This window comes from Kiloniellales bacterium (assembly GCA_030066685.1).
Taxonomy (GTDB): Bacteria; Pseudomonadota; Alphaproteobacteria; order Kiloniellales; family JAKSBE01; genus JAKSBE01.
In genome coordinates this window covers 28,042-50,252 of the sequence record JASJBF010000031.1, presented here as the reverse complement: position 1 = coordinate 50,252, position 22,211 = coordinate 28,042, and the positions used below count along the sequence as shown (strand labels likewise).

The window sequence follows — 22,211 nt, the reverse complement described above, 5'->3', positions numbered from 1 at the left end:
CGAGGCCACCCATATTGGGAGGTGAAAAGAGGCACGGCACCGTGCCCATACGAAGCGTGGCGGAACACATGAATGACGCCCCCGACGCGGAAGGCCCGGACCTGGGCCGTCGCGAGAAGTCCGTTTGCGGATCCAAGACCCCGCGCCGGGCCATCGTCGACTGGCTCTTGGAAGAGCGGTTGCGCAGCACTCGGCCGACCCTGATCTTCGACCAGTTCTGTCGGCGCCTGGTCGAGGCCGGCCTGCCTTTGGACCGGGCGACCTTCCACTCGCCGCAGCTTCACCCCCAGATCCGGACCAGCGGCATCTTCTGGCACCGCGAGGCCGGCGGCGCGCAGGAGATGGACCGCGAGCACGGAATCGAGGTCTCGCCGCTCTACATGGTGAGCCCGATCCGACACATCTACGAAGGCGGCGCCCCGATCCACACTCGAATCGAACCGGGCGAAGGCAAGCTGGCGTTTCCGATCCTCGAAGACCTGCGCACCCAGGGCTACCACGACTACACCATACGCCCCCTGCCCTTCTCCACCGGCCGGATCAACGCCATCGGCTTCTCGACCAAGAACCCGCAGGGCTTCGGCGCGGCCGACATCGCGCTGATCGACGCCGTGCTGCCGGCCCTGGGCGCCGTGCTCGAGCTGCGCCATCTGCTGCGCACGGCGCGCGGCCTGCTCGACGCCTACGTCGGGCCGCGCACCGGGCGCAAGATCCTCAACGGCACGATCAAGCGCGGTGACGGCGAGGAGATCAACGCCGTGCTGTGGTACTGCGACCTGCGCGACTTCACCGGGATGTCCGAGCGGCTGCCACGGGACGAGCTGATCGCGCTGCTGAACGGCTACTTCGAGCAGATGGCCGTCCCCATCGAGGCCCACGGCGGCGAGATCCTGAAGTTCATCGGCGACGCGATCCTGGCGATCTTCCCGATCACCGACGGCTTGAGCCCCGAAAAGGCCTGCTGCGCCGCCATCGACGCCGGCCTCGAAGCCCTGCAGGGCCTGGAACGTCTCAACGAGGCGCGCCGGGAAGAGGGCAAGGTACCGCTGCGCTGCGGCATCGCGCTGCACAAGGGCGACGTCATGTACGGCAACATCGGCGCGCCGGCGCGGCTCGACTTCACGGTCATCGGCCCGGCGGTGAACCTGGTGACCCGGATCGAGGACAAGGCCCGCGACCTCGACCCGCCGATCGTGTTCTCCCACAAGGTGGCCGAACGCTGCGGCCGCCCCCACCGCTCCCTCGGCCGCCACGCCTTCAAGGGCATCGACGGCGACCGGGAGGTCTTCACCCTGGCCGGCGAGGCAAAGCGCTAGGCCCGGCCTGCCGGCGCGCTTAACCAAAGCTTTACACCCAGAGGACATAGGATAGGTCTCGACGGCAGTCCGCTCCTGGCCAGGGGACCTCGATTATGTCGCCAGCAGAGACCTTGCCCGGCTATCTTTGGTTCGCGCTCGCAGTCATCGTCACGCTCTTCCTCGGCCTTGTGTTCCTGGATTCGGGGCGCAGGAAAGCCGCCCGACAGGCACAACGAAGGAACGGGACACAGGCCAGGGCGCGGGAAACCGAGAACCACGACCTTGCCCAGGCCGCGCCCGCCATCGCCTACCTGCTTCGGAGCGGCTTCCGCGGCGCCTGGGTGCGCCTCCGGCCCGCGGCGGCGGGCTCGAAGCTGGCCATCGAGTTCGACAAGTACATCCGCGGCCCCGGCGACTACGGCATCCAGCTCGTCTTCCCGGTTCTCAAGTGGTCACGGGATTTCGCACCCCGGATCGAGGCCTATTGCCGAGACCGGGGAATGCCCCTGCGCATCCGGCCCAAGCTGAGCTCGCACGCCCGCGAGGCTCTCTTCGTCGATTGCGGCCAGGACCCCGAGCTCGCCTTCGAGCTGGGACGGTACATCTGGGTCGAGGTTTTCGGCCTCGAAGCTTCGACGCCCCATCGCATCGAGCGCTACGGCCTGTCGACCGACGGCGAGCTGGTCGACAAGCCGGACCAAAAACCGCTGTCCCTTTCCGAAGCCTGACTCTAGCGCACTTCCCGATCAGACGCCTTTGCGTCTGGCCGGGAGTAGTGCGCTAACACGTTGGAACAAGGGCATTACATTCGGCCAGATGGATCGCAAAGCGATTCCATCTGATCGGACAATGCCCTAAGTCCGCTCAGACTGTTTCAGTCTGAAGGCACGGCCCGCACGCCCTCTCCGCCCGCCGCCTATCTGGATTGGCTGGAGAGGCGCTCGTCTCCGTCGCTGGCCAGCTTCTGCAGATCGCTTCGCTCGTTGGTCGCTCGGAAGCGCCAGACCGGCGGCTCCCAGCCCTCGAGCCAGGCCTCGATGCCGACGACTTCGGCGAGGTGACCGTTGCCGTGGAACCAGGAGTCGATGGCGTAGCGGCCGCGTCCGCCCTCCAGCTCGACCACGGTCGCGGTGAGGTGGGTGATCTCCCCGGGAATCCAGGCCCGATGGACCGGCGTGCTGACGACGTGGTGGCGGAGCAGCCTATCCTTCTCCAACATGAGTAGGAAGCGCGTGGTGGTCACCGCCTCGTCGACGCAGTCCTGCTGCCCGCCCTCGCCGAAGCCGGTCAAGGTGCCGCCCACGTCGCCGGCGGTGCCCGCCTTGGGGCCGACCGCGAGCTCGAAGCGAGAGACCGACCGCGCGACCTGCGCCCGCTCCGAGCGGGCGTCCGCCGCCGCCACACGCAACGGCGCGGTGATCTCCGCCCATTCCGTCGGGGTCAGGCTGACCTTGCGTTCGGTCGCACAGCCGTGGTCGCGGCAAAGGGTGAAGTCATCGGGCTGCAAGGGGTTCTGGGCGCTGTAGGCCAGCGCCGCCTCGGCCCGCGGCAGGTTGCTGCCGTGATTGAACAAGCAACCGGAAAGCCCCAAACCCAGGCCAAGAACGCAGACCAGCCGCCACGCCTGCATGCCGTTCGCCATCTATCGCCCCCCATTGGCCGCGCCCGCCAGAAGCGCAGCCTTCGGCAGGGATCTTCCTTCAGATTGCAACCCAAGTCCAGCAACTGGGCCGTGCAAGGGCGCCAGCCTTGTTGTTGACAAGTCGGGGCAAAAGGCGCGGAGTGACGGACGGTCGGGCGGGTTCGGATCCCCGCCGGTCGGGTTGGTGGTGGTGGGAAGAATGTCCGACAAGCGTCTGAATCAGAACGGCAAGCCGGTGCACGTCGTAGGCGGCGGACTGGCCGGCAGCGAGGCCGCCTGGCAGATCGCCCGGGCCGGCGTGCCGGTGGTCCTGCACGAGATGCGCCCGCAGCGCGGCACCGAAGCCCACCTGACGGACGGCCTGGCCGAGCTGGTCTGCTCAAACTCCTTCCGCTCCGACGACGCCGAGGGCAACGCCGTCGGCCTGCTGCACGAGGAGATGCGGCGCTGCGATTCGCTGATCCTGGCGGCCGGCGACGCCCACAAGGTCCCGGCCGGCTCCGCACTGGCGGTCGACCGGGTCGGCTTCTCCGAGACCGTCACCGCGCGCCTGGAGGCCGAGCCCCTGGTCGAGATCCGCCGCGAGGAGGTCGCCGGGCTGCCACCGGAGGACTGGGACTCGGTGATCCTGGCGACCGGCCCGCTGACCTCTCCGGCGCTGGCGGACACCATCGCGATGCTGACCGGCGAGGAGGCACTCGCCTTCTTCGACGCCATCGCGCCCATCGTCCACAAGGACTCCATCGACTTCGACAAGGCCTGGTTCCAGTCGCGCTACGACAAGCCGGGCCCGGGCGGGACCGGTGCGGACTACATCAACTGCCCCCTGGACCGGGCGCAGTACGAGGCCTTTCTCGACGCCCTGATCGCCGCCGAGAAGACCGAATTCAAGGACTGGGAGAAGGACACGCCCTATTTCGAGGGCTGCCTGCCGATCGAGGTCATGGCCGAACGGGGCCGCGAGACCCTGCGCTACGGCCCGATGAAGCCGGTCGGCCTGACCGACCCGCACCGGCCCGAGAAGCCGCACGCGGTGGTCCAGCTGCGCCAGGACAACGCCCTTGGCACGCTCTACAACATCGTCGGCTTCCAGACCAAGCTGAAGTACGGCGAGCAGATCCGGGTGTTCCGCATGATCCCGGGCCTGGAGAACGCCGAGTTCGCGCGCCTGGGCGGCATCCATCGCAACACCTTCATCAACTCGCCGGTGCTGCTCGATGCGACCTGCCGCCTCGAGGCCGAGCCGCGCCTGCGCTTCGCCGGCCAGATCACCGGCGTCGAGGGCTACGTCGAGAGCGCCGCCATCGGCCTCCTGACCGGGCGCTTCGCCGCCGCCGAACGCCTCGGCCGCGAGATCGCTACGCCGCCCGAGACCACGGCGCTGGGCGCCCTGCTGGGCCATATCACCGGCGGCGCCGCGGCCGAGACCTTCCAGCCGATGAACGTCAACTTCGGGCTCTTCCCGCCGCTGCCGAAAGGCCAGGGACGCCAGCCCAAAGGCCGCGCCCGCAAGCAGGCCATGAGCCGGCGCGCCCTCGCCGATCTTCAGGCCTGGCTGGGCGGCCTGGCCCAGGCCGCCGAATAGGAAGCAATCACCATGGTGCTCGAATTGCTCCGCGAAGGATTGAAGAAGCGCTCGGCGCGCCAGCGCGACCGTCGCTTCCTGGAGGCGACCATGGCGACCAGCGCGCTGGTCGCCTATGCCGACGGCGAGGTCTCCTTCACCGAGCGCATGCGGCTCGACCAGATCCTGGAGCAGCTGCGCCAGCTGCGGGCCTTCGACGTGCACGATGCGATCAACCACTTCAACAAGGTGATCGAAGACCTGAAGAGCGAGCCCGAAGAGGGCCACGCGCGGGCGATGGACGCCGTCGAAGCCTTTGCCGGCGACGCGGCCTCGGCGCGGCTGATAGTGCGGATTGCCTGCCACCTCTGCGTGGCCGACGGCGTCTTCACCGAGGGCGAACAGGAGCAGGTCGCCGAGCTCTGCCTGCAGCTCGACATCAGCCCGGAAGACTGCGACCTCGACGAGATCATCCGAGCCAGCAGGGAAGATCCCTAGAGGCGGATGACTCGAAGCCGAACCGGCTTCAAATCTGAACCGTGCTCTCGTGTGGTGGTTCCTAAGTTCGTTGTATCTGGGCCGCCCCATAGGGGCGCTTTTTTTCGCCCTCTGGGCGGCGTCAGCGCCGCTCCACGATGCAACGGCACGTCCTGCCCAGACGACCACAAAAAGCGATCCTAGGCGTCTAGTAGCGGCCGGTCAGCGCCGCCCAGAGCAGACGCCAGGCCCGGCCCGGCTGCGGCGACTGGACCCTGGGATCGAAAGGGTCGTGCCCGGCCCTGGCCAGGATCCGCAGGTAGCCCCCGGCCAGACAGGCGGGCAGCAGCGCCGGGCCGGCGGCCTTGGGCAAGCTGGGGCGCAGCCTGCGGGCCTCGCCGAGGTGGCGGCCGGCCTCCGTCGCGAGCCGCGACACCACATCCCGCAACGCCGGCGGGGAGCGGCCGGCGAAGACCTCGGTCGCTTCCAGGCCGGCCTGCGCCATGAGGTCCTGCGGCAGGTAGAGCCGCCGGCGCCCGGCGTGGAAGGGCAGCGCCCGCAGCAAACCCACATAGGCCCAGGCGATCCCTAGGCCCCGTCCGGCCCGGCGGCTGGACTCGTCCTGGGCGCCGAGGACCTCCAGGGCGAGCCAGACCAGGGTCGAGGAGGTCGCCTCGGCATAGGCCTCCAGGGCCGCGAGGGAACCCGGCGACGCCGGCTCCAGATCCGCCTCCCGGGCGTCGATCAGGCGCTCGAAGTGGTCGCGCGTCAGGCCGCGCTCGGCGACCGCAATGGCCAGGGGCTCGACCACCTCGTGCTGGCGCGGGCTGCCGGCGTAGATGCCCTCGATCGCCTCGCGCCACCACTGGAGACGGATTCGCCCCAGCATGGCCTCGCTGACCACTTCCGGGGTCTTGGCCACCTCGAGGTTGAAGGCGTAGAGCGCGAAGAGATGGGCCCGCGCCGCCCTGGGCGCGAAGAGACAGGCCAGATAGCGGTCGTGGTCGTAGCGGCGCAGCTCCTCGCCGCAATACCCGAGCGCGCTGCTGGGTCGGATCGCCGCCTCGGCCGCCATGCCAAATCCCTGTTCTCCATGGATCGCAAGGTCTTATCCGCTTCGATGCCCTTGGCAAGCCAAAGCGGAACGCTTACCTTCCCCGGCGAGGTTGCAGGGCCGAATCGGCTCTGAGACCTGTCAGTTCGTAGCTCTTTTGCCATGGCGCCTCAAGGTCACGCGGGCGCTGTCCTGGGCTAAGACTCAAAGCTAGGGGGTTCCAATGGCTGCAATTCTCTCCGATCTGCGGAACACGGTGCTCGCGGGCATCGCCTTGCTGGTGGTGATCATCGTCGTGGTCGGCGCGACGGTCAGCTTTCCGTCCTTCGACCACGCCTGGTTCGCCTTCCTGTTCCGCTGGCTGCACGTGCTCAGCGGCGTGATGTGGATCGGTCTGCTGTGGTACTTCAACTTCGTCCAGATCCCCAACATGCCCAAGATCCCGGACGAGCAGAAGCCGGCGATCGGCAAGGTGATCGCGCCGGCCGCCCTGTGGTGGTTCCGCTGGGGTGCCATGGCCACCATCGTGACCGGTCTGATCCTGGCCGCCATGAACGGCTACATCGTCGACGCCATCCTGCTGGGCACCACCGACGGCGGAGCCAGCACGGCGATCGGCATCGGCATGTGGCTGGGCGCGATCATGTGGTTCAACGTCTGGATGATCATCTGGCCGAACCAGAAGCGGGCCCTGGGCATCGTCGAGGCCGACGCCGACACCAAGGCCAAGTCGGCGCGCACCGCGATGCTGTTCTCGCGCACCAATACCCTGCTTTCGATTCCCATGCTCTACAGCATGGTCGCCGCCCAGAACGGCGGCTTCGCCTGATCGCAGGAGACCCTCAAGAAGATCCGCGGGACGGGGCCTTCGGGCCCCGTTCTTCTTTGCGGCGCAAGCGGCCTCAGGTCTGCGGTGTCAGGTCCTTCTCCATGTAGAAGCGCCGCGGACCGGCCGGATAGCCGAGCGTCCCGAAGATCCGGTAGCCGAGCTTCTCGTAGAAGTCGCGGGCCTGCCATTCGTAGGTGTCCAGCGCCGCCCGGGTCACCCCTCTGTCAAGCGCCTCCCGCTCCAGGGCCGCCATGACGCTCCGGCCGTGACCTGCCCCGCGGCAGCTTGGCTCGATCCACAGCCCGCGGATCTCGACCAGGCCCATGTTGAGGATGGCATGGGCGCCCCCGAGCAGCGCGCCGTCCGGCGCCCGAAGGGCCACGGTGAAGGTCCGGCGGTCCCAGGGAGACGTCTCGAGGTTCTCGCGCCCCAGTCTGTCGAAGAGGCTGGCCAGGGCCTCGGTCCCCGGTTCCTCGATCGCAATCCTGGGTTCGGTCCCGTTCTCGGCCATGCCGCTCAGCCCCGGCGCCGTCAGTCCACCGCGACCAGGGCGGCCGCCGCGGCACGCTGTTCCATCATCAGGATGTTGAAGGTGCGGCAGGCCGCCGCGGTCGCCATGACGTCGACGCCCAGGCCACGGTCGCGCAGGGCTTGCCGCAGGCCGGTCGGCAGAAGCACGACGCGATCACCGCTGCCGATCAGCAGGATCTCCAGGCCCCCTGCCGCATCCAGGACCGGCTGCAGCGCGGCTTCGTCGATCTCCGAGGCGCTCTTGACGGGCCAGTCCAGGACCCGGTCCTGAAGGATCAGGATGGAGCCGCTATGGCGGATGCCGCCGACCTCGAATCCGCCGCTGCCGTAGCCCTCGACGAGAAGCCGATCCCTCGGTCCGCCTTCTATGACCTCGACCATCGGGCCCTCGGTCGCAGCCCTGCTAGCTCGCCGCTGCCCTCTCGGTGCCTTCCGGCTCCGGCTTGGCGACCTGGCTGTGGCGCAGGTTCATCAGCATGAGGAAGGGCGTCGCCACGCCGATCGAGGAATAGGTGCCGACCACGACGCCCCAGATCAGCGCCAGGCTGAAGCCGCGCACCACGTGCCCGCCGAAGACCGAGAGCGCGATCAGGGCAAGCAAGGTGGTGATCGAGGTCAACAGGGTCCGCGAGAGGGTGGCATTCAGCGCCATGTTGAGGACCTCGGCGACCGGGACCTTCTTGTACTTGCGCAGGCTCTCCCGGACCCGGTCGAAGACCACCACGGTGTCGTTGATCGAATAGCCGGCGATGGTCAGGATCGCCGCCACGCTGGCCAGGTTGAACTCCAGCCCGGTGATGGCGAAGAAGCCGATCGTGGTGATCACGTCGTGGGTCAGGGCAAGTAGCGCCGCTAGGCTGAACTGCCACTCGAAGCGGAACCAGATATAGAGCGCGATGGCGCCCAGGGCGAGGATGGTCGCGATCAGCGCCGCTTCCTTGAGTTCGCCGCCGACCTTCGGCCCGACGAATTCGATGCGGCGGTACTCGACGACGGTGTCGGCCAGGGCATCCTTGATGATCGCGATGGCCGCGTTCTGCGCCTCGTCGCCGCCCTCCTGACGCTGGACGTTGATCAGGACGTCCGTCTCCTCGTCCAGGGACTGCAGGGTCACCTCGCCGAGGCCCAGCCCGCTGAGCTGGCTGCGCAAGGCCCCCAGGTCGGCCTTGTCCTTGGTCCGCACCTCGAGCATCACGCCGCCGCGGAAATCGACGCCGTAGTTCAGGCCGCCGGTAAAGAACAGCCCCAGCGAGATCACGACCAACACGGCGGAGAGGGCCAGGGTCAGGCGATAGCGCCCGATAAAGTTGAACTTGGGCTCGGTCGGAAGGCGTTTGATCAGTGCCATGTTCGCTCTCCAGCCCCTAGATCGGCAGCAGCTTCGGCTTGGTGCGGCGCAGCCAGCCGACCACGAAGACGCGGGTCACCATGATCGCGGTGAACATCGAGGTCACCAGCCCGATCGCCAGGGTCACCGCGAAGCCCTTGATCGGGCCGGTGCCGAAGACGAAGAGGATGGTGGCGGCGATCAGGGTCGTCAGGTTGGCGTCGATGATGGTCGTGAGCGCCCGGCGATAGCCGGTGTCGATGGCGGTGACCGGGCCGCGGCCGGCCCGTTCCTCCTCGCGGATGCGCTCGAAGATCAGCACGTTGGCGTCCACCGCCATGCCGATGGTGAGCACGATCCCGGCGATGCCCGGCAGGGTCAGAGTCGCCTGGAGCACCGAGAGCGCCGCGACGATCATCACCAGGTTCGCGAGCAACGCGACATTGGCCATCAGGCCGAAGCTCCCGTAGGAGATCGCCATGAAGATGATCACGAAGAGCATGCCCAGGATGCAGGCGATCTCGCCGGCGGCAATGGAGTCCTCGCCGAGGCTGGCGCCGACCGTGCGCTCCTCCAGATAGGTCACATCGGCCGGCAGGGCGCCGGCGCGCAGAAGCAGCGCCAGGTCCTGCGCCGACTGCAGCGAGAAGTTGCCGCTGATCTGCCCGCTGCCGCCCAGGATCGGCTCCTGGATCCGGGGCGCGCTGATCACCCTGTCGTCGAGCACGATGGCGAAGATCCGGCCGACGTTGTCCTGGGTCGCCTTGCCGAACCGCTTGGCGCCCACGGAATCGAAGCGGAAGGAGACCACGGGCTGGCCGTACTGGTCATAGGTGGCCTGGGCATCGTCCAGGTTCTCGCCCCGCACCATGGCCCGGCGCTGGACGGCATAGCGGACGTTTTCTTCCTCTGCCGAAGGCATGAAGACATGTCCGGGCGGCGGCCGCACCGCGTTGAAGTCGACCGTCGGATCGACGAAGTGGAAGGTCAGCTGCGCGGTCTTGCCCAGAATCTCCTTGATCCGGTCCGGATCCTCGACGCCGGGAACCTGGACCAGGATCCGGTCGGCGCCCTGGCGCTGCACCGTGGCCTCGGTCAGGCCGGTCTCGTTGACGCGCAACCCGATGACCTCGATGACCTGGCTCATGATGCTGGTCCGGATCTCGCGGAGCCGCTCCTCGGGCACCTCGATCACGATCCGCGGACCGTCCTGGGAGACCGGATAGAGCTGCACATCGTTGCGGATCAGCTCTCGGGCACGTTCCATATCGGCGGGATCGCGCAGGTCGATGAACATCTCGTTGTCCTGGACGCCAGCGCTGTACTTGATCCTGGCCCGGCGCAGGGGCGAGGCGATGCCGTCGGCGATGTTGTCCAGGCGCTCGGCCAGCGCCGCCTCGAGCTTCACCTCCATCAGCAGGTAGGAGCCGCCCCGCAGATCGAGCCCGAGGTTGATCTTCTTGCTGGGCAGCCAGCTCGGGATGTCCTGGGTGAGATCGCGCTCAACCGCGTTGGGAGAAGCGTAAGCCAAGCCCAGCAGCACCACGACCGCCGCCAGGATCACCTGCCATTTCGGGATTTGAACCATGGGGATATCGCGATCCGTGAGCGCTGTGACTGAGAAATGGGGCCCGCCCCAGCTGGTTCCAGGGAAATCAGCGGGACTTGCCGCCGCCGAAGAGCTTGAAGCCGCCCTTCTTGGCCGGCTCCTGGCCCTGGCCGCCATCGCCCGTCTGCTCGTTGCGGTTCGCCGGCTCCGGCTTCCGCAGAACTTCGCTGATCGTCGAGCGGACCACCCGGATCCGGACGTTCTCGGCGATCTCGACCTGCAGCTCGTTGTCGTCGACGACCTTTGTCACGGTGCCGAAGATCCCGCCGGCGGTGACCACCTTGTCGCCCCGGCGCAGCGCCTGGACCATGGCCCGGTGGTCCTTGATCCGCTTCTGCTGCGGCCGGATCAGCAGGAAGTAGAAGACGACGCCGATCAGGATCAGCGGCACGAAGGTCGTGAAGGCGTCAGGTCCCGCCGCGCTTTGGGCGTAAGCCGGGGAAATCAGCATACTTGGCTCCTCGTCGGAATCAGCGCGCGACTATAGCTCTCCAAGCGGGTTTTGCAACGATTCCGACCCCCTCGCCGCCGGCTTCACGGGCTCTTGAAGCGGCCTGGATCGCCGGGGGCCGCGTTGACGCCCCGGCGGACGGCCGATAGGCTTCGGCAGCCTCGGCGGGCGGGCTCCGGGGCGCCTTTCGTGACCGGAGAGGACGGATGAGCAGGCCGCCGGCCAAGGACCTTTCCCTGCTGCTGCGGCGGATCGCCGACGCCCTCGAGCGGCTGGCGCCCCTGCCCCCGGCCCTGGTCCCCCTGGACACCGCCGACGCCTTCGTCTGGCACGCCGAGGGCGACCACCTGGAGCCGGTGCCCCGGGTCAACCGGGTCGAGATCGGCCTCCTGAAGGGCGTCGAGCGCCAGCAGGCGACCCTGCTCGAGAACACCCGCCGCTTTGCACGCGGCCTGCCGGCCAACAACGCCCTGCTCTGGGGCGCCCGGGGCATGGGCAAGAGCTCACTGGTCAAGGCGGTGCACGCCGCGGTCAACGACGGCGCGGCCGAGGGCGGCCACCCGGCCCTGGCCCTGGTCGAGATCCACCGCGAGGACATCCCCGGCCTGCCGCGCCTGCTGCAGCGCCTGCGCGAGGCCGAGCGGCGCTGCCTGTTGTTCTGCGACGACTTGAGCTTCGACAGCGCGGATACCAGCTACAAGTCCCTGAAGGCGGTCCTCGAGGGCGGCATCGAGGGCCGGCCCGAGAACGTGCTGTTCTACGCGACCTCGAACCGGCGCCATCTCATGCCGCGGGAGATGATCGAGAACGAGCGCTCGACCGCGATCGCTCCGTCCGAGGCGGTCGAGGAGAAGGTCAGCCTGTCGGACCGCTTCGGCCTCTGGCTCGGCTTCCACAACTGCGACCAGGACACTTACTTCGCGATGATCGAGGGCTATGCCGCCCACTACGGCCTGGAGCTGCCGGCCGAGCAGCTGCGCGCCGAGGCCAAGGAATGGGCGGTGACCCGCGGCAGCCGCTCGGGCCGGGTCGCCTGGCAGTACATCCAGGACCTCGCCGGCCGCCTGGGCAAGCCCCTGACCTGAGGCCGCGGCCAGGCCGCCAAGATTGAACTCCGCGACCGGACAGCCTATCGTGCGCGCCGAGGTTGAGGGGCAGCAAAGGCCGCCCCGGAACACCCCTTAGCGAACCTGTGGCCGGGGACATGACCACGGGCATTCCTTGGAGAGGGTCCTGGATGAGCCTCGCGCCGCACCGGCGACCCGCTATCGCCCTCCTCGCCGTTCTGGCCCTGGGACCGGCCTTGTTTCCTGGCCTGCCCACGCGCGCCGGGACCGAAGGCCCGGCGCTCACCGACCCCAGGCCCGAGGTCTCCTGTGATGCGCAGGGCTGCGATATCACGATCACGGCCTGGATCGAGGGCGGCCAGCTCCGCTCCGATCCCTTGCCGTTCCGCGCCCCAAGCGGTGAGATCGCGCCGATCCCCGCCGATCCGAGCTTCGGTCACCTCCTGCCGGGCGAGAAGGCCCGGGCCCTGACCGCCTGGGCCATCGGGCGCGAGGAGAACAGCATCGGGGTCGCCGTCGAGGTCATCGATACCGGCGTCGGCGGGCCGGCGGTCCTGGTGCATCAGACCGCCGGCTTCGATCACGTGAAGCGCGCCCACGTCGTACTCACCGTCGACGGCGGCGGGCTCGTCGCCGTCAAGAAGGGCGTCGAAGGGCCCGGCCCCGAGGTCCTCAGCATGGCGCCAATCGAGGGCGGCATCGCGCTGCGTCGCGTGGCACCGGATGGAGCCGTCACTTCTGAGACCCTGGAGTGGCGCCCGGGCCCCTCGGGCCCGGAGCTTGCGCCGAACCCCGAATAGACGCGGTGCCCGCGTCCCCGAGACCGGTTTCAAGCGGAGGAGTTCGAGGTGCAGACACTGGCGCAAGCGGTCGGGCCGGGCCAGCCCAACGCCCGTCACGACGTGGCCCTGGTGCAGGCGGCGCTGCGACTGGTCGACGGTCCGCAGGGCCGACCCTATCTCGGCGGCCGGATAGACGGCGGCTACGGCCCGATCACCGAGGCGGCAATCGGCGCCTTTCAGGCCGACCACGGCGGCGATGCGGTCCCCATCGCCCCGCTGGTCGTCACGCCCGGCGGCCACACGCAAACCAGCCTGGCGCGCCTGCTGCCGGCCGACCGGCGCGACCTTCGGGTGCTTTCGGGTCAGCGGGTGGTCTACCTCGGCCGCCCGGCCGCGGATGCGAATGCGGCGGCGCAGGCGATCCGGACCGACCCCAACCTGCGGCCAGCGTTCCGCGCCCGAGTCGCGGATCTCGTGCAGGCCATGCATCGGGCCCATGGGCTGGTGCTCAGCACGACCCCGAACGGCGGCCGGCGGAGCTTCGCCGAGCAGGCGCGGATTCGGCCTCCGCAGTCCTATGCCGGACCGGGCGAAAGCAACCACAACTACGGCAACGCGGTCGACCTCGGGTTCGATGGCACCGTCTGGCTGCGCCAAGACGCTGCGCCCCGGCGGGACAACCACTGGCTGAGCGCGCTGGAGCGCCAGGAAGCGCCGGCGGCGGCGGCGATGTGGGACGCGCGGGACGCGATCGCGCTGCGAGCGCCGGTCGGCCTGTTCCGCCTCAACTTCGAGCGCATCCACCTGCAGGACTTCAATCAGGCCACGACCAGTGCGGGCCGCTCCCTGGCCGCGCACCTCACCGCCGTCGGCGCCTGGAACTGGCAGACCGCGCGCTACGACCGGGCCGCGCGGGATTGGCACTACACCTGCGACCTCGGCGGCACCACCGGCACCTTCGTGGCGGTGGGCACCGCCGACCAGGTCTGGGCGGGCACCGCCACGGTCACCGCGGCGGAGATCCAGAGCGCCGGCTGGGTGAGACCGGGGCCGCTCGGCGGCCCGGCGGGCATGGGCCGGGCCGCGACACCGCCGATCACGCCGGCCGACATCGCCTCGGTCCGGGCGTCGCTGCAGGCCGACTTCCAGGCCGCCGACCGGGCCTGGGCCCTCTGGAGATCCTTGCCTTGAGGCGGGGAGCTGACGGCCCTAAGACACCACGTCGATCGAGGTGAAGATCTGCTCGACGGTCTGGTTGTAGGTCGGGAAGTAGTGGGTGAAGGGCGCCGAGAACAGGATCAGGTGCAGCTCGCCCTGGTGGACCGCGCCGATGGCCTTGCCGGCGTACTTCAACCCGTCCTCCGAGGTGAAGACGAACTCGAAGCGAAAGCCGGAAAGCTGGCCGAACTTGGCCGGGCGGAGCTTGCTGCCCTTGGCCCGCTTGAAGCCGAGATAGGCCAGGCTGTCGGTGACCAGCTCCATGACCTCGTTGGCCCGCATCCGCGATTTGAACGCCGGCGGAATGCCGGTGCCGGCGTCCGGCGAGACCAGGCTGCGCCCCTCGCCAATGCCGGCGAAGAAGTTCAGCTCGTCCAGCGCCGGCCCGTTTATGGTCCAGGTCTCGCCGCCTTGTATCGCGGCGCCGGTCCAGGCGATCGGGGTGGTAACGCTGTAGCGCTCGCCGATGATCTGCTGCTTCGGCTCGACCAAGCGGTAGGGGCTGCAGGACGCAAGAACCAGAAGCAGAACCAGACAGGAGATCTTCGCTCTCATGACCAACCTCAGTTGAGCTGATTGATGTAGTCTTCGACCATCGCGCGGTCATCGGCCTCCGGCCGCCGGCGGATGTACTGCCGGAAGGCGCTCTGGGCTTTCCCCGGCTCCCCCATGGACCAGAGCACCAGGCCCAGGGAGCGAAAGGTCTCGGCGGGCGCCTGCCGGGTCTTCAGGGCGGCGTGATAGGCGGCCAGCGCCTTGCGGGTGTCACCCTCTTCGTCGCGCAGGCGATAGGCCTCGCCGCGCAGGAAGTGCACCGGGCCGGGGGCGGCCCCGGTCTCCAGAAGGTGTGCCGTCAGGGCTTCGATGCGCGGATAGTCACGCAGCTGCAGCTCGTCGCGCAGCCAGGCCACGCGATGGCCGGCCGTCAGCCTTCGGTATTGCTTGCTGCCGACCCGTCCTTTTCCGGGCTTCGCTTGCGCCAACGCGGCCAGAGTGTCGCGCCGTTCGTCGCTGGGCGGATGGCTCGCAAAGAAGATAAAGCCGTCGCCATCATCGGCGGCCTCTTTTTCGCGGACCAGGTAGTCCCAGACTCCCATGGCTTCGGCGCCGCTGTAGCCGGCACGCTGAATCATCGACATCCCGATCCGGTCGGCCTCGCGCTCGTATTCTCGGGCGTAGGACATGACCCCGCCCAGCGCGCCGAGCGTTGCGAGGTCGCCGATCGCGCCCAGGCCGAGCTGAACGAAGGCCATGCCGCTGGAGGTGTCCCGCAGATCCCGCCAGTGCTTCAGGCTGTGCCGCTGGACGTAGTGGGCGAGCTCGTGCGCCAGGACGTGGGCGAGCTGAGCCTCGTTCCGGCAGCGCAGCAACAGGCCGGTCCAGACCACCATCATCCCGTTCGGCGCCATGCTGGCGTTGAAGCCGGGGCTGCGGACGATGTAAACCCGCACGTCCTGGCAGTAGTCGGGCGCCAGCCTGCAGACGATCCCCTCCAGATAGGCCTGCAAGGCCGGGTCCTCGACGACCTGGCCGGAGTCGCGCAAGTCCTGTTCGGCCCGGTCCACGCGCATCCAGAGACCGGCCTCGTCGGTCTCGAGGTTCGGCCGTTCGCCCGGGCGGATGTCCTGGATGCTGCTGGCCGACGAGCAGGCTGCCAGAAGCAGGCCGATGGTGGCCGACGCCAAGTGTCGCTGCAGCCCTGACATCGCTCCGCTCCTAGAAGGGCAGCTCGGCGAGGAGGACCTTCGAGGCGTCGACCGCGGCCTCCGCTTCGCGCAGGTCTCCGGTTTCCCGCCAGAATTCATTGAACCAGATGATCTTGCCGCTGCGCAGGTCGACCAGCGACGCAAAGCCGCTCTGCAGCCCGCCTTGCGCCTGCCCGAACAAAATGGTGCTCACCACGTTCATGGCGATACGGGCATCGCTGGAGAAGCTGTCCCGGAAGTGAACGAAGAGCGCGTAGTCGGCCTTGTAGGCCCTGCCCAGCTCGGCGGCGTCTTTGCCCAGAGTCCAGTCGAACGCGCCCTGCTTGCTCAGCAACGGCGCGACCCGGCCGTATTCGTAGAGGCGGATCGACGTTCCGACGATCTGGTGCAGCTTGACCAGCTGGGAGACCTTGGGGCTGCGGATCAGCTTGCCGTTGCGGTTGATGTGGACCCAATTGGCGCCCATGTCGGCGAGCACCCTCTCCAGGGCCCGGTCGATGTTGGCTTCGGCCGCCGCCGTCCAGGCCGCGTTGGGCTCCAGCAGACCGCCGGCGGTCAGCTCCGAGACCTCCACGTCAGGTTGCATGATCAGGACCTTGGCGCCCCGCATCGGCTGTGCCGCGGGGTCGAGGCGTACGGTCGTCGGCATCTGAACGCAGGCGGAGAGCCCGAGCCCGACGATGAGGAGGGCGAACCAGCGGCCCATCCGTCCGCTTGCGTCGTTCGGCTTCGGCGGGGTCGGCATCGAGGTCACGGCCATGACGAGTTCCTTGCGATAATCCTGCGGACGCGCGGGGGGATGAAGACGCCGCCCGGGAGTTGCAACCGGCGCGACTATGGCCAGTGAAGCTTAAGAGACGATAAAAGCGAGAATGCCAGCTATTCGGCGTGAACTGCCGTCGTTTCGGGCCGGTCGAAGGACGCGGATTCGAGAGCCGGGCCGGTCTCGGCCAAGCCTAGAGCTTCGCGTCCTGAGGGCCGAGCAGGCGCGTCGGATCCACGGCGCGCGCGCCCTTGCGGATCTCGAAGTGCAGCTGCGGCCGTGCGACGTTGCCGCTGGAGCCGACGCGGGCGATCATCTGGCCCCGCTTCACGGTCTGGCCGCGGCTCACCAGGATCTGGTCAGTGTGCGCGTAGGCAGTGGTCCAGCCGCCGTCGTGCTTGACCAGCACGAGATTGCCGAAGCCCCGCAGCTCGTTGCCGGCATAGGCGATGACGCCGTTTTCGGCGGCCCGCACCTCCGCGCCCCGGGGCGCCAGGATATTGATGCCGTCGTTGTGGTAGCCCTTGCCCTGGGCGCCGAAGCCGGAGACGACCTTGCCCTGGACCGGCCAGAGGAACTTGCTGCCGGAGCGCGGCGGCGGCCTGGGCACCGGCCCCGTGCCGGCAGCGACCGGCACCGGCCGGGGCGCCGCCTCGGCGGCCGGCACTTGCGGTGCCGGCGAAGCCACGCTCGCCGCCGGCCGGGTCGGCTTCGCGGCCGCAGCGCTGCCGTTCGACGCCAGACTTGCCGTCGCCACCACGATCGGCCGGCCGCTCGGATCCGGCACCCGCAGCGCCTGGCCGACGGAGATCGTATAGGGCGGCTTGATCCCGTTCAGCCGCATCAGCTCGCTCATGTCGACGCCGTGGCGGCGCGAGATCCCGTAGACCGTGTCTCCCTTGACTACGGTGTAGGTCCGCGCCTTCGGCAGGGTCAGCCTCTGGCCAACCCGCAGGGTGTAGGGCGGCTCCAGGCCGTTGGCGTCGATCAAGCTGCGCAGGGGCACGTGAAAGCGCCGCGAGATGCTATAAAGAGTGTCCCTGACGGTGACGTAGTAGATTCCGGCCGAGCCAACTCGGCCGCGGTCCGGGTTGGGCCGGACCGCCGGCGAGGGTTTAGCCGGCCGGGCCGCGCTTACCGTCTCTACCGACTTCGGAATCTTCGGTTTGATCTGCCGCAGGACCCTGGCCGTCACACGCGGCTTGCGCCGCGGCAGGGGCACCACCTCGGAGCCGCCGTAGGAGGCATTGACGCCCGGCGCCGGCCTGGGCTTGTAGGTGCTGCCGGCTGGCTTGGTGGTGCGCACGCAACCGGCCAGGGCCACGGCGGCGGCCACGGCCAAGCACAGAGTCATGAAGCCTTTCGGTCGAGCCAGCATAACGACCTCTGCTGCCTTCATGCCAAAGACCAGCCCGGAGGTCCAGAGTAGCGGACCCGGCCCGCGGGCTTGGGCGCTTCTTCCGGAACGCCCGAGACCAGTGGTACGAAGCGAACCGATCCCAGTGTCTCCTCGGACACCTTACCATTTTCTTTGGTCACGCGGAGCAGTTCCTGCCGGCGGCTGCGGCGGCCGATCGGGATCACCAGCACGCCGCCCTCGGCCAGCTGGTCGACCAGGGTTCCCGGCACGTCGGGCGGCGCGGCGGTGACGATGATCCGCGGAAAGGGCGCCTGCTCCGGCCAGCCGTTCCAGCCGTCGCCGACCTTCGGCACGATGTTGTGCAGCCTGAGCGCGCGGAAGCGCTGCTCGGCATCGCCGCTCAGCTCGCGATAGCGCTCGACGCTGTAGACCCGGCGGCAGAGCCGCGACAGGACCGCCGTCTGATAGCCCGAGCCGGTCCCGACCTCCAGCACCTTGCCCGCGCCCGCGGCGGTCAGGCCCTGAGTCATGCGGGCGACCACCTGGGGCTGGCTCAGGGTCTGGCCGCGCTCGATCGGCAGCGCCAGGTTCTCGTAGGCCTGGTCGAGGAAGGGCGCTGGCACGAAGGCCTCGCGCGGGATCTGCTCGATCGCCCGCAGCACCGCGGTGTCGGTGATGCCGTTGCGGCGAAGCTCCATCAGCAGGCGGATCTTGCGGGCGGCCAGGGTCATGCGAAGACCCCCGTCAGGCGCTCCAGGGTTTCGCCGTGGGTCAGGTCCAGGTGCAGCGGCGTGACCGAGATCGCATCCTCGGCCAGGGCGGCGAGGTCGCTGCCGACCTGCGAGGTCTCGTCGCTCATGTAGTTGCCGACCCAGACGTAGGGCCGGCCGCTCGGATCCGAGCCGTCGACCACCTGGCTGTCGACATCGCGCCGGCCCTGGCGGCAGACCCGGATGCCCCGCACCTCTTCGGCCGGGACGTCGGGGAAGTTGACGTTCATCAGCACGTCGCGCGGCCAGGACAGGCTGGTCAGGCGCCGCAGCACCGAGGCGGCATGCCGCTCGGCGGTCTCCCAGCGGTACTCGTGGTCGCCGCGCCGCAGCAGGCTGAGCGCGATCGCCGGATAGCCCAGCAGCGCCGCCTCCATGGCCGCCGCGACCGTGCCGGAATAGGTCACGTCCTCCCCCAGGTTGGCGCCCTGATTGATGCCCGAGAGCACCAGGTCCGGCGGCCGGTCGGCCATGATCTTCTTGACCGCGATCAGGACGCAATCGGTCGGCGTGCCGTCGATGGTGTAGCGCTGCGGCCCGAGGTGGCGGATCCGCAGCGGCCGCCGCAGGGTCAGGGAATGGCTGGTCGCGCTCTGCTCGGTCTCGGGCGCGACCACCCAGACGTCGTCGCTGAGCGAGCGGGCGACGCGCTCCAGCGCCTCGAGCCCCGGCGCATGGATGCCGTCGTCGTTGCTGAGGAGGATTCGCGCCCCGGTGAGGTCCAGCGGCGCCCTAAGCATCGCGGCCGGCCCCGATCGTCTCCCGGCCGCCCAGGTAGGGGGCCAGGGCCTCAGGCAGGGCGATGGAGCCGTCGGCCTGCTGATAGGCCTCCATCACCGCGATCAGGGTCCGCCCGACCGCCAGGCCCGAGCCGTTGAGGGTGTGGACGAAGCGGGTCCCCTTGCCTTCCGCCGGCCGGAAGCGGGCCATCATCCGCCGCGCCTGGAAGTCTCCGCAGTTGGAGCAGCTGGAGATCTCGCGATAGGCCTCCTGCCCCGGCAGCCAGACTTCAAGGTCGTAGGTCTTGCGCGCACCGAAGCCGGTGTCGCCGCTGCAAAGCACGACCTTGCGGTAGTGCAGGCCGAGGCGCTGCAGCACGGCCTCGGCGCAGGCGGTCATGCGCTCGTGCTCCTCGGCGGAGTGGTCTGGATGGGCGATGGAGACCAGCTCGACCTTCTCGAACTGGTGCTGGCGCAGCATGCCGCGGGTGTCCTTGCCGGCCGCGCCGGCCTCGGAACGAAAGCAGGGCGTGAAGGCGGTGAAGCGCAGCGGCAGCTGCCCCTCGTCGTAGATCTCACCGGCCGCCAGATTGGTCAGCGGCACCTCGGCGGTCGGGATCAGCCAGAAGTCGTCGGTTGTGCGGAACTGGTCCTCGGCGAACTTCGGCAGCTGCCCCGTGCCGTAGAGCACGTGGTCGCGCACCAGGTAGGGCGGCATGACCTCGGTGTAGCCGAACTCCTCGGTATGGATGTCCAGCATGTATTGGGCGAGCGCCCGGTGCAGGCGCGCCAGCGCGCCCTTGAGGACCACGAAGCGCGAGCCCGAGAGCTTGGCGGCCGTGGCGAAGTCCATGCCGCCGAGGGCCTCGCCCAGCTCGAAGTGCTGCTTAACGGGAAAGTTGCGCACGGGCTTCTCGCCCCAGACCGCAACCTCCCGGTTGGCGCTTTCGTCGGCGCCCTCGGGCACCTCGGCGTCGAGGAGGTTGGGCAGCATGGCGAGCAGGGAGTTCAGGTCCTCGCCGAGCTGCCGCTCGCGCGCCTCGCCCTCTCCGATGCGGTCCTTGAGGCCGGCGATCTCGGCGATCAAACCCTCGGCGTCGCTGCCCTGGGCCTTCAGCTTGCCGATCTCCTTGGAGGCCGCGTTGCGCCGGTTCTGCAGGTCCTGCAGCTCGGTCTGGGTGGCGCGGCGGTTGGAATCGAGCTCCAGGATCGCGGCCGACTGGGCTGGCAGACCCCGGCGGCCGAGCGCCTTGTCGAAATCCTCGGGATTCTCGCGGATCGACCTGAGGTCGTGCATGGAAGCGTCCGAATCGGGGCTGCGCCAGGTAACCGCGCCGTTTATAGGGCGCTTCGGCCCCCGGCGTCTAGACGCTAGCCTCCGGACAGCTCCCTGCGAGAGCTAGTCGGAGAGCGCTTCGGCTTCTTCGGCCGCTTCCTGCTCCTTGCGCTTCTTCTCGACCAGCTTGGCCATCTGGATCGAGACTTCGTAGAGCAGGATGATCGGGATCGCGAGCGAGATCTGGCTGATCGGATCCGGCGGCGTGAAGATCGCCGCCACGATGAAGACCCCGACGATGGCGTACTTGCGCTTGGCCGCCATGCCCTGCGAGGTCGCCAGGCCGACACGGGCCAGCAGGGTCATGATCACCGGCAGCTGGAAGCAGAGTCCGAAGGCGAAGATCAGGGTCATGACCAGCGAGAGGTACTCGTTGACCTTGGCCTCCAGCTCGATCGGCAAGACCCCGTCGCCGCCGGCCTGCTGGAAGGACAGGAAGAACTGCCAGGCCAGCGGCATGATCACGAAGTAGACCAGGGCGCCGCCGATGAAGAACAGCACCGGGGTCGCGATCAGGAAGGGCGCGAAGGCGTGCTTCTCGTTGCGGTACAGCCCCGGCGCGACGAAGAGCCAGAGCTGGCCGAGGAAGACCGGGCAGGAGATGAAGGCGCCGAAGAAGAAGGCGACCTTCACGTGGGTGAAGAAGACCTCGGTCAGATCGGTGTAAATCAGCCGGGGATCGCTCTGGACCCCGCTCTCCAGCAGGATCTTGGCGAGGGGATCGACCAGGATGTTGTAGAGGTCCTGGGCGAAGTAGAAACAGATCAGGAAGGCGACGAAGAGCCCGATGACGCTGTAAAGCAGGCGCTGGCGCAGCTCGATCAGGTGATCGAGCAGCGGCATCTTGTGGGCGTCGCTGGCGTCGGCCATGGTCTAGGCGCTCTGCTTGCGGGACTTTCCGGCCGCCTTCGGGGCCTCGGCGGGGGTCGCCTCGGGCGGCGTGATCGAATGGGGCGGCGCCGGCTGGGCCGGCTGCTCGATCACCGTGGCGCCCTTGTCCCCGGCCTCTTCGACCGTCGCGCCGGCGGCGTCCGCCCCGGTCTCTTCCTCGCGGAACTCCGGCGGCACCTCGTCCTCGCCCTTGGCGGCCCGGCGGGCGGCGGAGTCGAGCTCGGCCATCTCCTCCTTGACGCTGCCGGTCGGATCGATGCTGTTCTCGATCTCCTTGCCGATGTCCAGGTGCCGGGCGGATTCCATGGTCTTGCGCGCCTCGTCCAGCTCCGCCTCGCGGACCATGTCGTCGACGCTGGTCTGGAACTCGCGGGCCATGGAACGCGCCTTGCGGACCCACTTGCCGATCGTGCGCAGGACCTCGGGCAACTCCCGAGGGCCGACGACGATCAGCGCCACCAGGGCGACGACCGCGAGTTCGGACCAACCCAGATCAAACACGGCGGTGCCTCAAGAACTTCGCCGGCCTGCGCCGCCTCGCGCGCAGCCGGCTTTGGGCTCAGCCCTCCGCAGCCTTCTTGGGCTGCTCCTCCCCCTCGGCCGTGACGCTGGCAGAGGCCGAGGCCTCCTGCTCGATCGCCTTGTTGTCATCGCCGCCTGCCGCCTTTTTCTTATCTTCTTCCTTAAGGCCTTTCCTGAAGGCGTTGATTCCCTGGCCCATATCGCGCATCAGCTTTGGGATCTTGCCGCCCCCGCCGAAGAGCAGGAGGACAACCGCCAGGACGATCAGCCAATGCCAGATGCTAAAGGTCCCCAT

At 68.6% G+C, this 22,211-nt stretch carries 25 protein-coding genes; 8 read left to right on the top strand and 17 right to left on the bottom strand.

The genetic code is table 11. The annotated features are described in order from the left end of the window. The first annotated feature begins 68 nt into the window (after positions 1–68). Both QNJ30_17445 and QNJ30_17440 read left to right on the top strand, forming a co-directional pair. Entirely contained in the window at positions 69–1,316 is a 1,248-nt protein-coding gene (locus QNJ30_17445) for an adenylate/guanylate cyclase domain-containing protein (protein ID MDJ0945256.1), read from the top strand. 95 nt (positions 1,317–1,411) lie between these two features. Further along, positions 1,412–2,026, top strand: coding sequence for a hypothetical protein (locus QNJ30_17440; GenBank protein MDJ0945255.1), 615 nt, complete (start codon positions 1,412–1,414; stop codon positions 2,024–2,026). 188 nt (positions 2,027–2,214) lie between these two features. Here QNJ30_17440 and QNJ30_17435 read toward each other — a convergent pair whose 3' ends face one another. Continuing rightward, the gene (locus QNJ30_17435; protein MDJ0945254.1) at positions 2,215–2,940 is read right to left on the bottom strand and encodes a hypothetical protein; all 726 of its coding nucleotides are present in this window, start codon (positions 2,938–2,940) and stop codon (positions 2,215–2,217) included. 199 nt (positions 2,941–3,139) lie between these two features. Between QNJ30_17435 and trmFO the strand changes: the two genes are divergently transcribed. Together trmFO and QNJ30_17425 are read left to right on the top strand one after the other, a co-directional pair. After that, entirely contained in the window at positions 3,140–4,525 is a 1,386-nt protein-coding gene (gene trmFO, locus QNJ30_17430) for a methylenetetrahydrofolate--tRNA-(uracil(54)-C(5))-methyltransferase (FADH(2)-oxidizing) TrmFO (protein ID MDJ0945253.1), read from the top strand. Between the two features lie 12 nt (positions 4,526–4,537). After that, entirely contained in the window at positions 4,538–5,002 is a 465-nt protein-coding gene (locus tag QNJ30_17425) for a TerB family tellurite resistance protein (GenBank protein MDJ0945252.1), read from the top strand. Between the two features lie 187 nt (positions 5,003–5,189). Here the strand turns inward: QNJ30_17425 and QNJ30_17420 are convergent, their stop codons facing one another. Continuing rightward, the gene (locus tag QNJ30_17420) at positions 5,190–6,056 is read right to left on the bottom strand and encodes a phytoene/squalene synthase family protein (protein MDJ0945251.1); all 867 of its coding nucleotides are present in this window, start codon (positions 6,054–6,056) and stop codon (positions 5,190–5,192) included. 202 nt (positions 6,057–6,258) lie between these two features. Between QNJ30_17420 and QNJ30_17415 the strand changes: the two genes are divergently transcribed. Further along, a complete protein-coding gene (locus QNJ30_17415) occupies positions 6,259–6,864 on the top strand; it encodes a urate hydroxylase PuuD (GenBank protein MDJ0945250.1) in 606 nt (201 codons plus the stop codon). 73 nt (positions 6,865–6,937) lie between these two features. Here the strand turns inward: QNJ30_17415 and QNJ30_17410 are convergent, their stop codons facing one another. The 5 genes from QNJ30_17410 to yajC form a co-directional block, all read right to left on the bottom strand. Further along, complete coding sequence (locus QNJ30_17410; protein ID MDJ0945249.1) at positions 6,938–7,375, bottom strand: GNAT family N-acetyltransferase; 438 nt, start codon at positions 7,373–7,375, stop codon at positions 6,938–6,940. Positions 7,376–7,395: 20 nt separating this feature from the next. Beyond that, positions 7,396–7,776: an Mth938-like domain-containing protein gene (locus QNJ30_17405; protein ID MDJ0945248.1), complete on the bottom strand. Its 381-nt coding sequence runs from the start codon at positions 7,774–7,776 to the stop codon at positions 7,396–7,398. A 22-nt stretch (positions 7,777–7,798) separates the two neighbouring features. Continuing rightward, positions 7,799–8,743, bottom strand: coding sequence for a protein translocase subunit SecF (gene secF, locus QNJ30_17400; protein ID MDJ0945247.1), 945 nt, complete (start codon positions 8,741–8,743; stop codon positions 7,799–7,801). 16 nt (positions 8,744–8,759) lie between these two features. After that, positions 8,760–10,310 (bottom strand): protein translocase subunit SecD, encoded by a 1,551-nt coding sequence (gene secD / locus QNJ30_17395; GenBank protein MDJ0945246.1) that lies wholly within the window; start codon positions 10,308–10,310, stop codon positions 8,760–8,762. A 67-nt stretch (positions 10,311–10,377) separates the two neighbouring features. Continuing rightward, positions 10,378–10,782, bottom strand: a complete 405-nt coding sequence (gene yajC / locus QNJ30_17390) for a preprotein translocase subunit YajC (protein ID MDJ0945245.1) — start codon at positions 10,780–10,782, stop codon at positions 10,378–10,380. Between the two features lie 206 nt (positions 10,783–10,988). Here yajC and QNJ30_17385 point away from each other — a divergent pair, with 206 nt between their 5' ends. The 3 genes from QNJ30_17385 to QNJ30_17375 all read left to right on the top strand — a co-directional run bounded on the left by QNJ30_17385 (position 10,989) and on the right by QNJ30_17375 (position 13,822). Next, positions 10,989–11,867 (top strand): ATP-binding protein, encoded by an 879-nt coding sequence (locus QNJ30_17385; protein MDJ0945244.1) that lies wholly within the window; start codon positions 10,989–10,991, stop codon positions 11,865–11,867. A gap of 152 nt (positions 11,868–12,019) precedes the next feature. Next, positions 12,020–12,649: a hypothetical protein gene (locus tag QNJ30_17380; protein MDJ0945243.1), complete on the top strand. Its 630-nt coding sequence runs from the start codon at positions 12,020–12,022 to the stop codon at positions 12,647–12,649. 48 nt (positions 12,650–12,697) lie between these two features. Further along, the gene (locus tag QNJ30_17375) at positions 12,698–13,822 is read left to right on the top strand and encodes a M15 family metallopeptidase (GenBank protein MDJ0945242.1); all 1,125 of its coding nucleotides are present in this window, start codon (positions 12,698–12,700) and stop codon (positions 13,820–13,822) included. 18 nt (positions 13,823–13,840) lie between these two features. Here QNJ30_17375 and QNJ30_17370 read toward each other — a convergent pair whose 3' ends face one another. From QNJ30_17370 to QNJ30_17325, 10 genes are all read right to left on the bottom strand, one after another. Next, entirely contained in the window at positions 13,841–14,404 is a 564-nt protein-coding gene (locus tag QNJ30_17370; protein MDJ0945241.1) for a hypothetical protein, read from the bottom strand. Between the two features lie 8 nt (positions 14,405–14,412). Next, positions 14,413–15,555 (bottom strand): M48 family metallopeptidase, encoded by a 1,143-nt coding sequence (locus QNJ30_17365; protein ID MDJ0945240.1) that lies wholly within the window; start codon positions 15,553–15,555, stop codon positions 14,413–14,415. 10 nt (positions 15,556–15,565) lie between these two features. Next, positions 15,566–16,315 (bottom strand): hypothetical protein, encoded by a 750-nt coding sequence (locus tag QNJ30_17360; GenBank protein MDJ0945239.1) that lies wholly within the window; start codon positions 16,313–16,315, stop codon positions 15,566–15,568. Between the two features lie 196 nt (positions 16,316–16,511). After that, entirely contained in the window at positions 16,512–17,672 is a 1,161-nt protein-coding gene (locus QNJ30_17355) for a peptidoglycan DD-metalloendopeptidase family protein (GenBank protein MDJ0945238.1), read from the bottom strand. A gap of 41 nt (positions 17,673–17,713) precedes the next feature. After that, positions 17,714–18,409, bottom strand: a complete 696-nt coding sequence (locus tag QNJ30_17350) for a protein-L-isoaspartate(D-aspartate) O-methyltransferase (protein ID MDJ0945237.1) — start codon at positions 18,407–18,409, stop codon at positions 17,714–17,716. Beyond that, entirely contained in the window at positions 18,406–19,188 is a 783-nt protein-coding gene (gene surE, locus QNJ30_17345; GenBank protein ID MDJ0945236.1) for a 5'/3'-nucleotidase SurE, read from the bottom strand. Before surE ends, QNJ30_17350 begins: the two co-directional genes overlap by 4 nt. Further along, positions 19,181–20,464: a serine--tRNA ligase gene (gene serS, locus QNJ30_17340; GenBank protein ID MDJ0945235.1), complete on the bottom strand. Its 1,284-nt coding sequence runs from the start codon at positions 20,462–20,464 to the stop codon at positions 19,181–19,183. The genes surE and serS overlap by 8 nt, the downstream gene beginning before the upstream one ends. Before the next feature lie 102 nt (positions 20,465–20,566). Further along, a complete protein-coding gene (gene tatC, locus QNJ30_17335) occupies positions 20,567–21,373 on the bottom strand; it encodes a twin-arginine translocase subunit TatC (GenBank protein ID MDJ0945234.1) in 807 nt (268 codons plus the stop codon). A 3-nt stretch (positions 21,374–21,376) separates the two neighbouring features. Beyond that, positions 21,377–21,895: a Sec-independent protein translocase protein TatB gene (gene tatB / locus QNJ30_17330; protein ID MDJ0945233.1), complete on the bottom strand. Its 519-nt coding sequence runs from the start codon at positions 21,893–21,895 to the stop codon at positions 21,377–21,379. Positions 21,896–21,953: 58 nt separating this feature from the next. Then, complete coding sequence (locus QNJ30_17325; protein MDJ0945232.1) at positions 21,954–22,211, bottom strand: twin-arginine translocase TatA/TatE family subunit; 258 nt, start codon at positions 22,209–22,211, stop codon at positions 21,954–21,956.

What these genes read in the sequence shown, in the direction of transcription:
- serS (MDJ0945235.1), bottom strand. Translation starts at nt 20,464, where the DNA reads ATGCACGACCTCAGGTCGATCCGCGAGAATCCCGAGGATTTCGACAAG.
- secF (MDJ0945247.1), bottom strand. Translation starts at nt 8,743, where the DNA reads ATGGCACTGATCAAACGCCTTCCGACCGAGCCCAAGTTCAACTTTATC.
- QNJ30_17405 (MDJ0945248.1), bottom strand. Translation starts at nt 7,776, where the DNA reads ATGGTCGAGGTCATAGAAGGCGGACCGAGGGATCGGCTTCTCGTCGAG.
- QNJ30_17365 (MDJ0945240.1), bottom strand. Translation starts at nt 15,555, where the DNA reads ATGTCAGGGCTGCAGCGACACTTGGCGTCGGCCACCATCGGCCTGCTT.
- QNJ30_17360 (MDJ0945239.1), bottom strand. Translation starts at nt 16,315, where the DNA reads ATGGCCGTGACCTCGATGCCGACCCCGCCGAAGCCGAACGACGCAAGC.
- QNJ30_17425 (MDJ0945252.1), top strand. Translation starts at nt 4,538, where the DNA reads ATGGTGCTCGAATTGCTCCGCGAAGGATTGAAGAAGCGCTCGGCGCGC.
- QNJ30_17355 (MDJ0945238.1), bottom strand. Translation starts at nt 17,672, where the DNA reads ATGACTCTGTGCTTGGCCGTGGCCGCCGCCGTGGCCCTGGCCGGTTGC.
- QNJ30_17415 (MDJ0945250.1), top strand. Translation starts at nt 6,259, where the DNA reads ATGGCTGCAATTCTCTCCGATCTGCGGAACACGGTGCTCGCGGGCATC.
- QNJ30_17385 (MDJ0945244.1), top strand. Translation starts at nt 10,989, where the DNA reads ATGAGCAGGCCGCCGGCCAAGGACCTTTCCCTGCTGCTGCGGCGGATC.
- yajC (MDJ0945245.1), bottom strand. Translation starts at nt 10,782, where the DNA reads ATGCTGATTTCCCCGGCTTACGCCCAAAGCGCGGCGGGACCTGACGCC.
- trmFO (MDJ0945253.1), top strand. Translation starts at nt 3,140, where the DNA reads ATGTCCGACAAGCGTCTGAATCAGAACGGCAAGCCGGTGCACGTCGTA.
- QNJ30_17380 (MDJ0945243.1), top strand. Translation starts at nt 12,020, where the DNA reads ATGAGCCTCGCGCCGCACCGGCGACCCGCTATCGCCCTCCTCGCCGTT.
- QNJ30_17370 (MDJ0945241.1), bottom strand. Translation starts at nt 14,404, where the DNA reads ATGAGAGCGAAGATCTCCTGTCTGGTTCTGCTTCTGGTTCTTGCGTCC.
- secD (MDJ0945246.1), bottom strand. Translation starts at nt 10,310, where the DNA reads ATGGTTCAAATCCCGAAATGGCAGGTGATCCTGGCGGCGGTCGTGGTG.
- tatC (MDJ0945234.1), bottom strand. Translation starts at nt 21,373, where the DNA reads ATGGCCGACGCCAGCGACGCCCACAAGATGCCGCTGCTCGATCACCTG.
- QNJ30_17410 (MDJ0945249.1), bottom strand. Translation starts at nt 7,375, where the DNA reads ATGGCCGAGAACGGGACCGAACCCAGGATTGCGATCGAGGAACCGGGG.
- QNJ30_17440 (MDJ0945255.1), top strand. Translation starts at nt 1,412, where the DNA reads ATGTCGCCAGCAGAGACCTTGCCCGGCTATCTTTGGTTCGCGCTCGCA.
- QNJ30_17445 (MDJ0945256.1), top strand. Translation starts at nt 69, where the DNA reads ATGAATGACGCCCCCGACGCGGAAGGCCCGGACCTGGGCCGTCGCGAG.
- QNJ30_17435 (MDJ0945254.1), bottom strand. Translation starts at nt 2,940, where the DNA reads ATGGCGAACGGCATGCAGGCGTGGCGGCTGGTCTGCGTTCTTGGCCTG.
- surE (MDJ0945236.1), bottom strand. Translation starts at nt 19,188, where the DNA reads ATGCTTAGGGCGCCGCTGGACCTCACCGGGGCGCGAATCCTCCTCAGC.
- QNJ30_17420 (MDJ0945251.1), bottom strand. Translation starts at nt 6,056, where the DNA reads ATGGCGGCCGAGGCGGCGATCCGACCCAGCAGCGCGCTCGGGTATTGC.
- QNJ30_17325 (MDJ0945232.1), bottom strand. Translation starts at nt 22,211, where the DNA reads ATGGGGACCTTTAGCATCTGGCATTGGCTGATCGTCCTGGCGGTTGTC.
- QNJ30_17350 (MDJ0945237.1), bottom strand. Translation starts at nt 18,409, where the DNA reads ATGACCCTGGCCGCCCGCAAGATCCGCCTGCTGATGGAGCTTCGCCGC.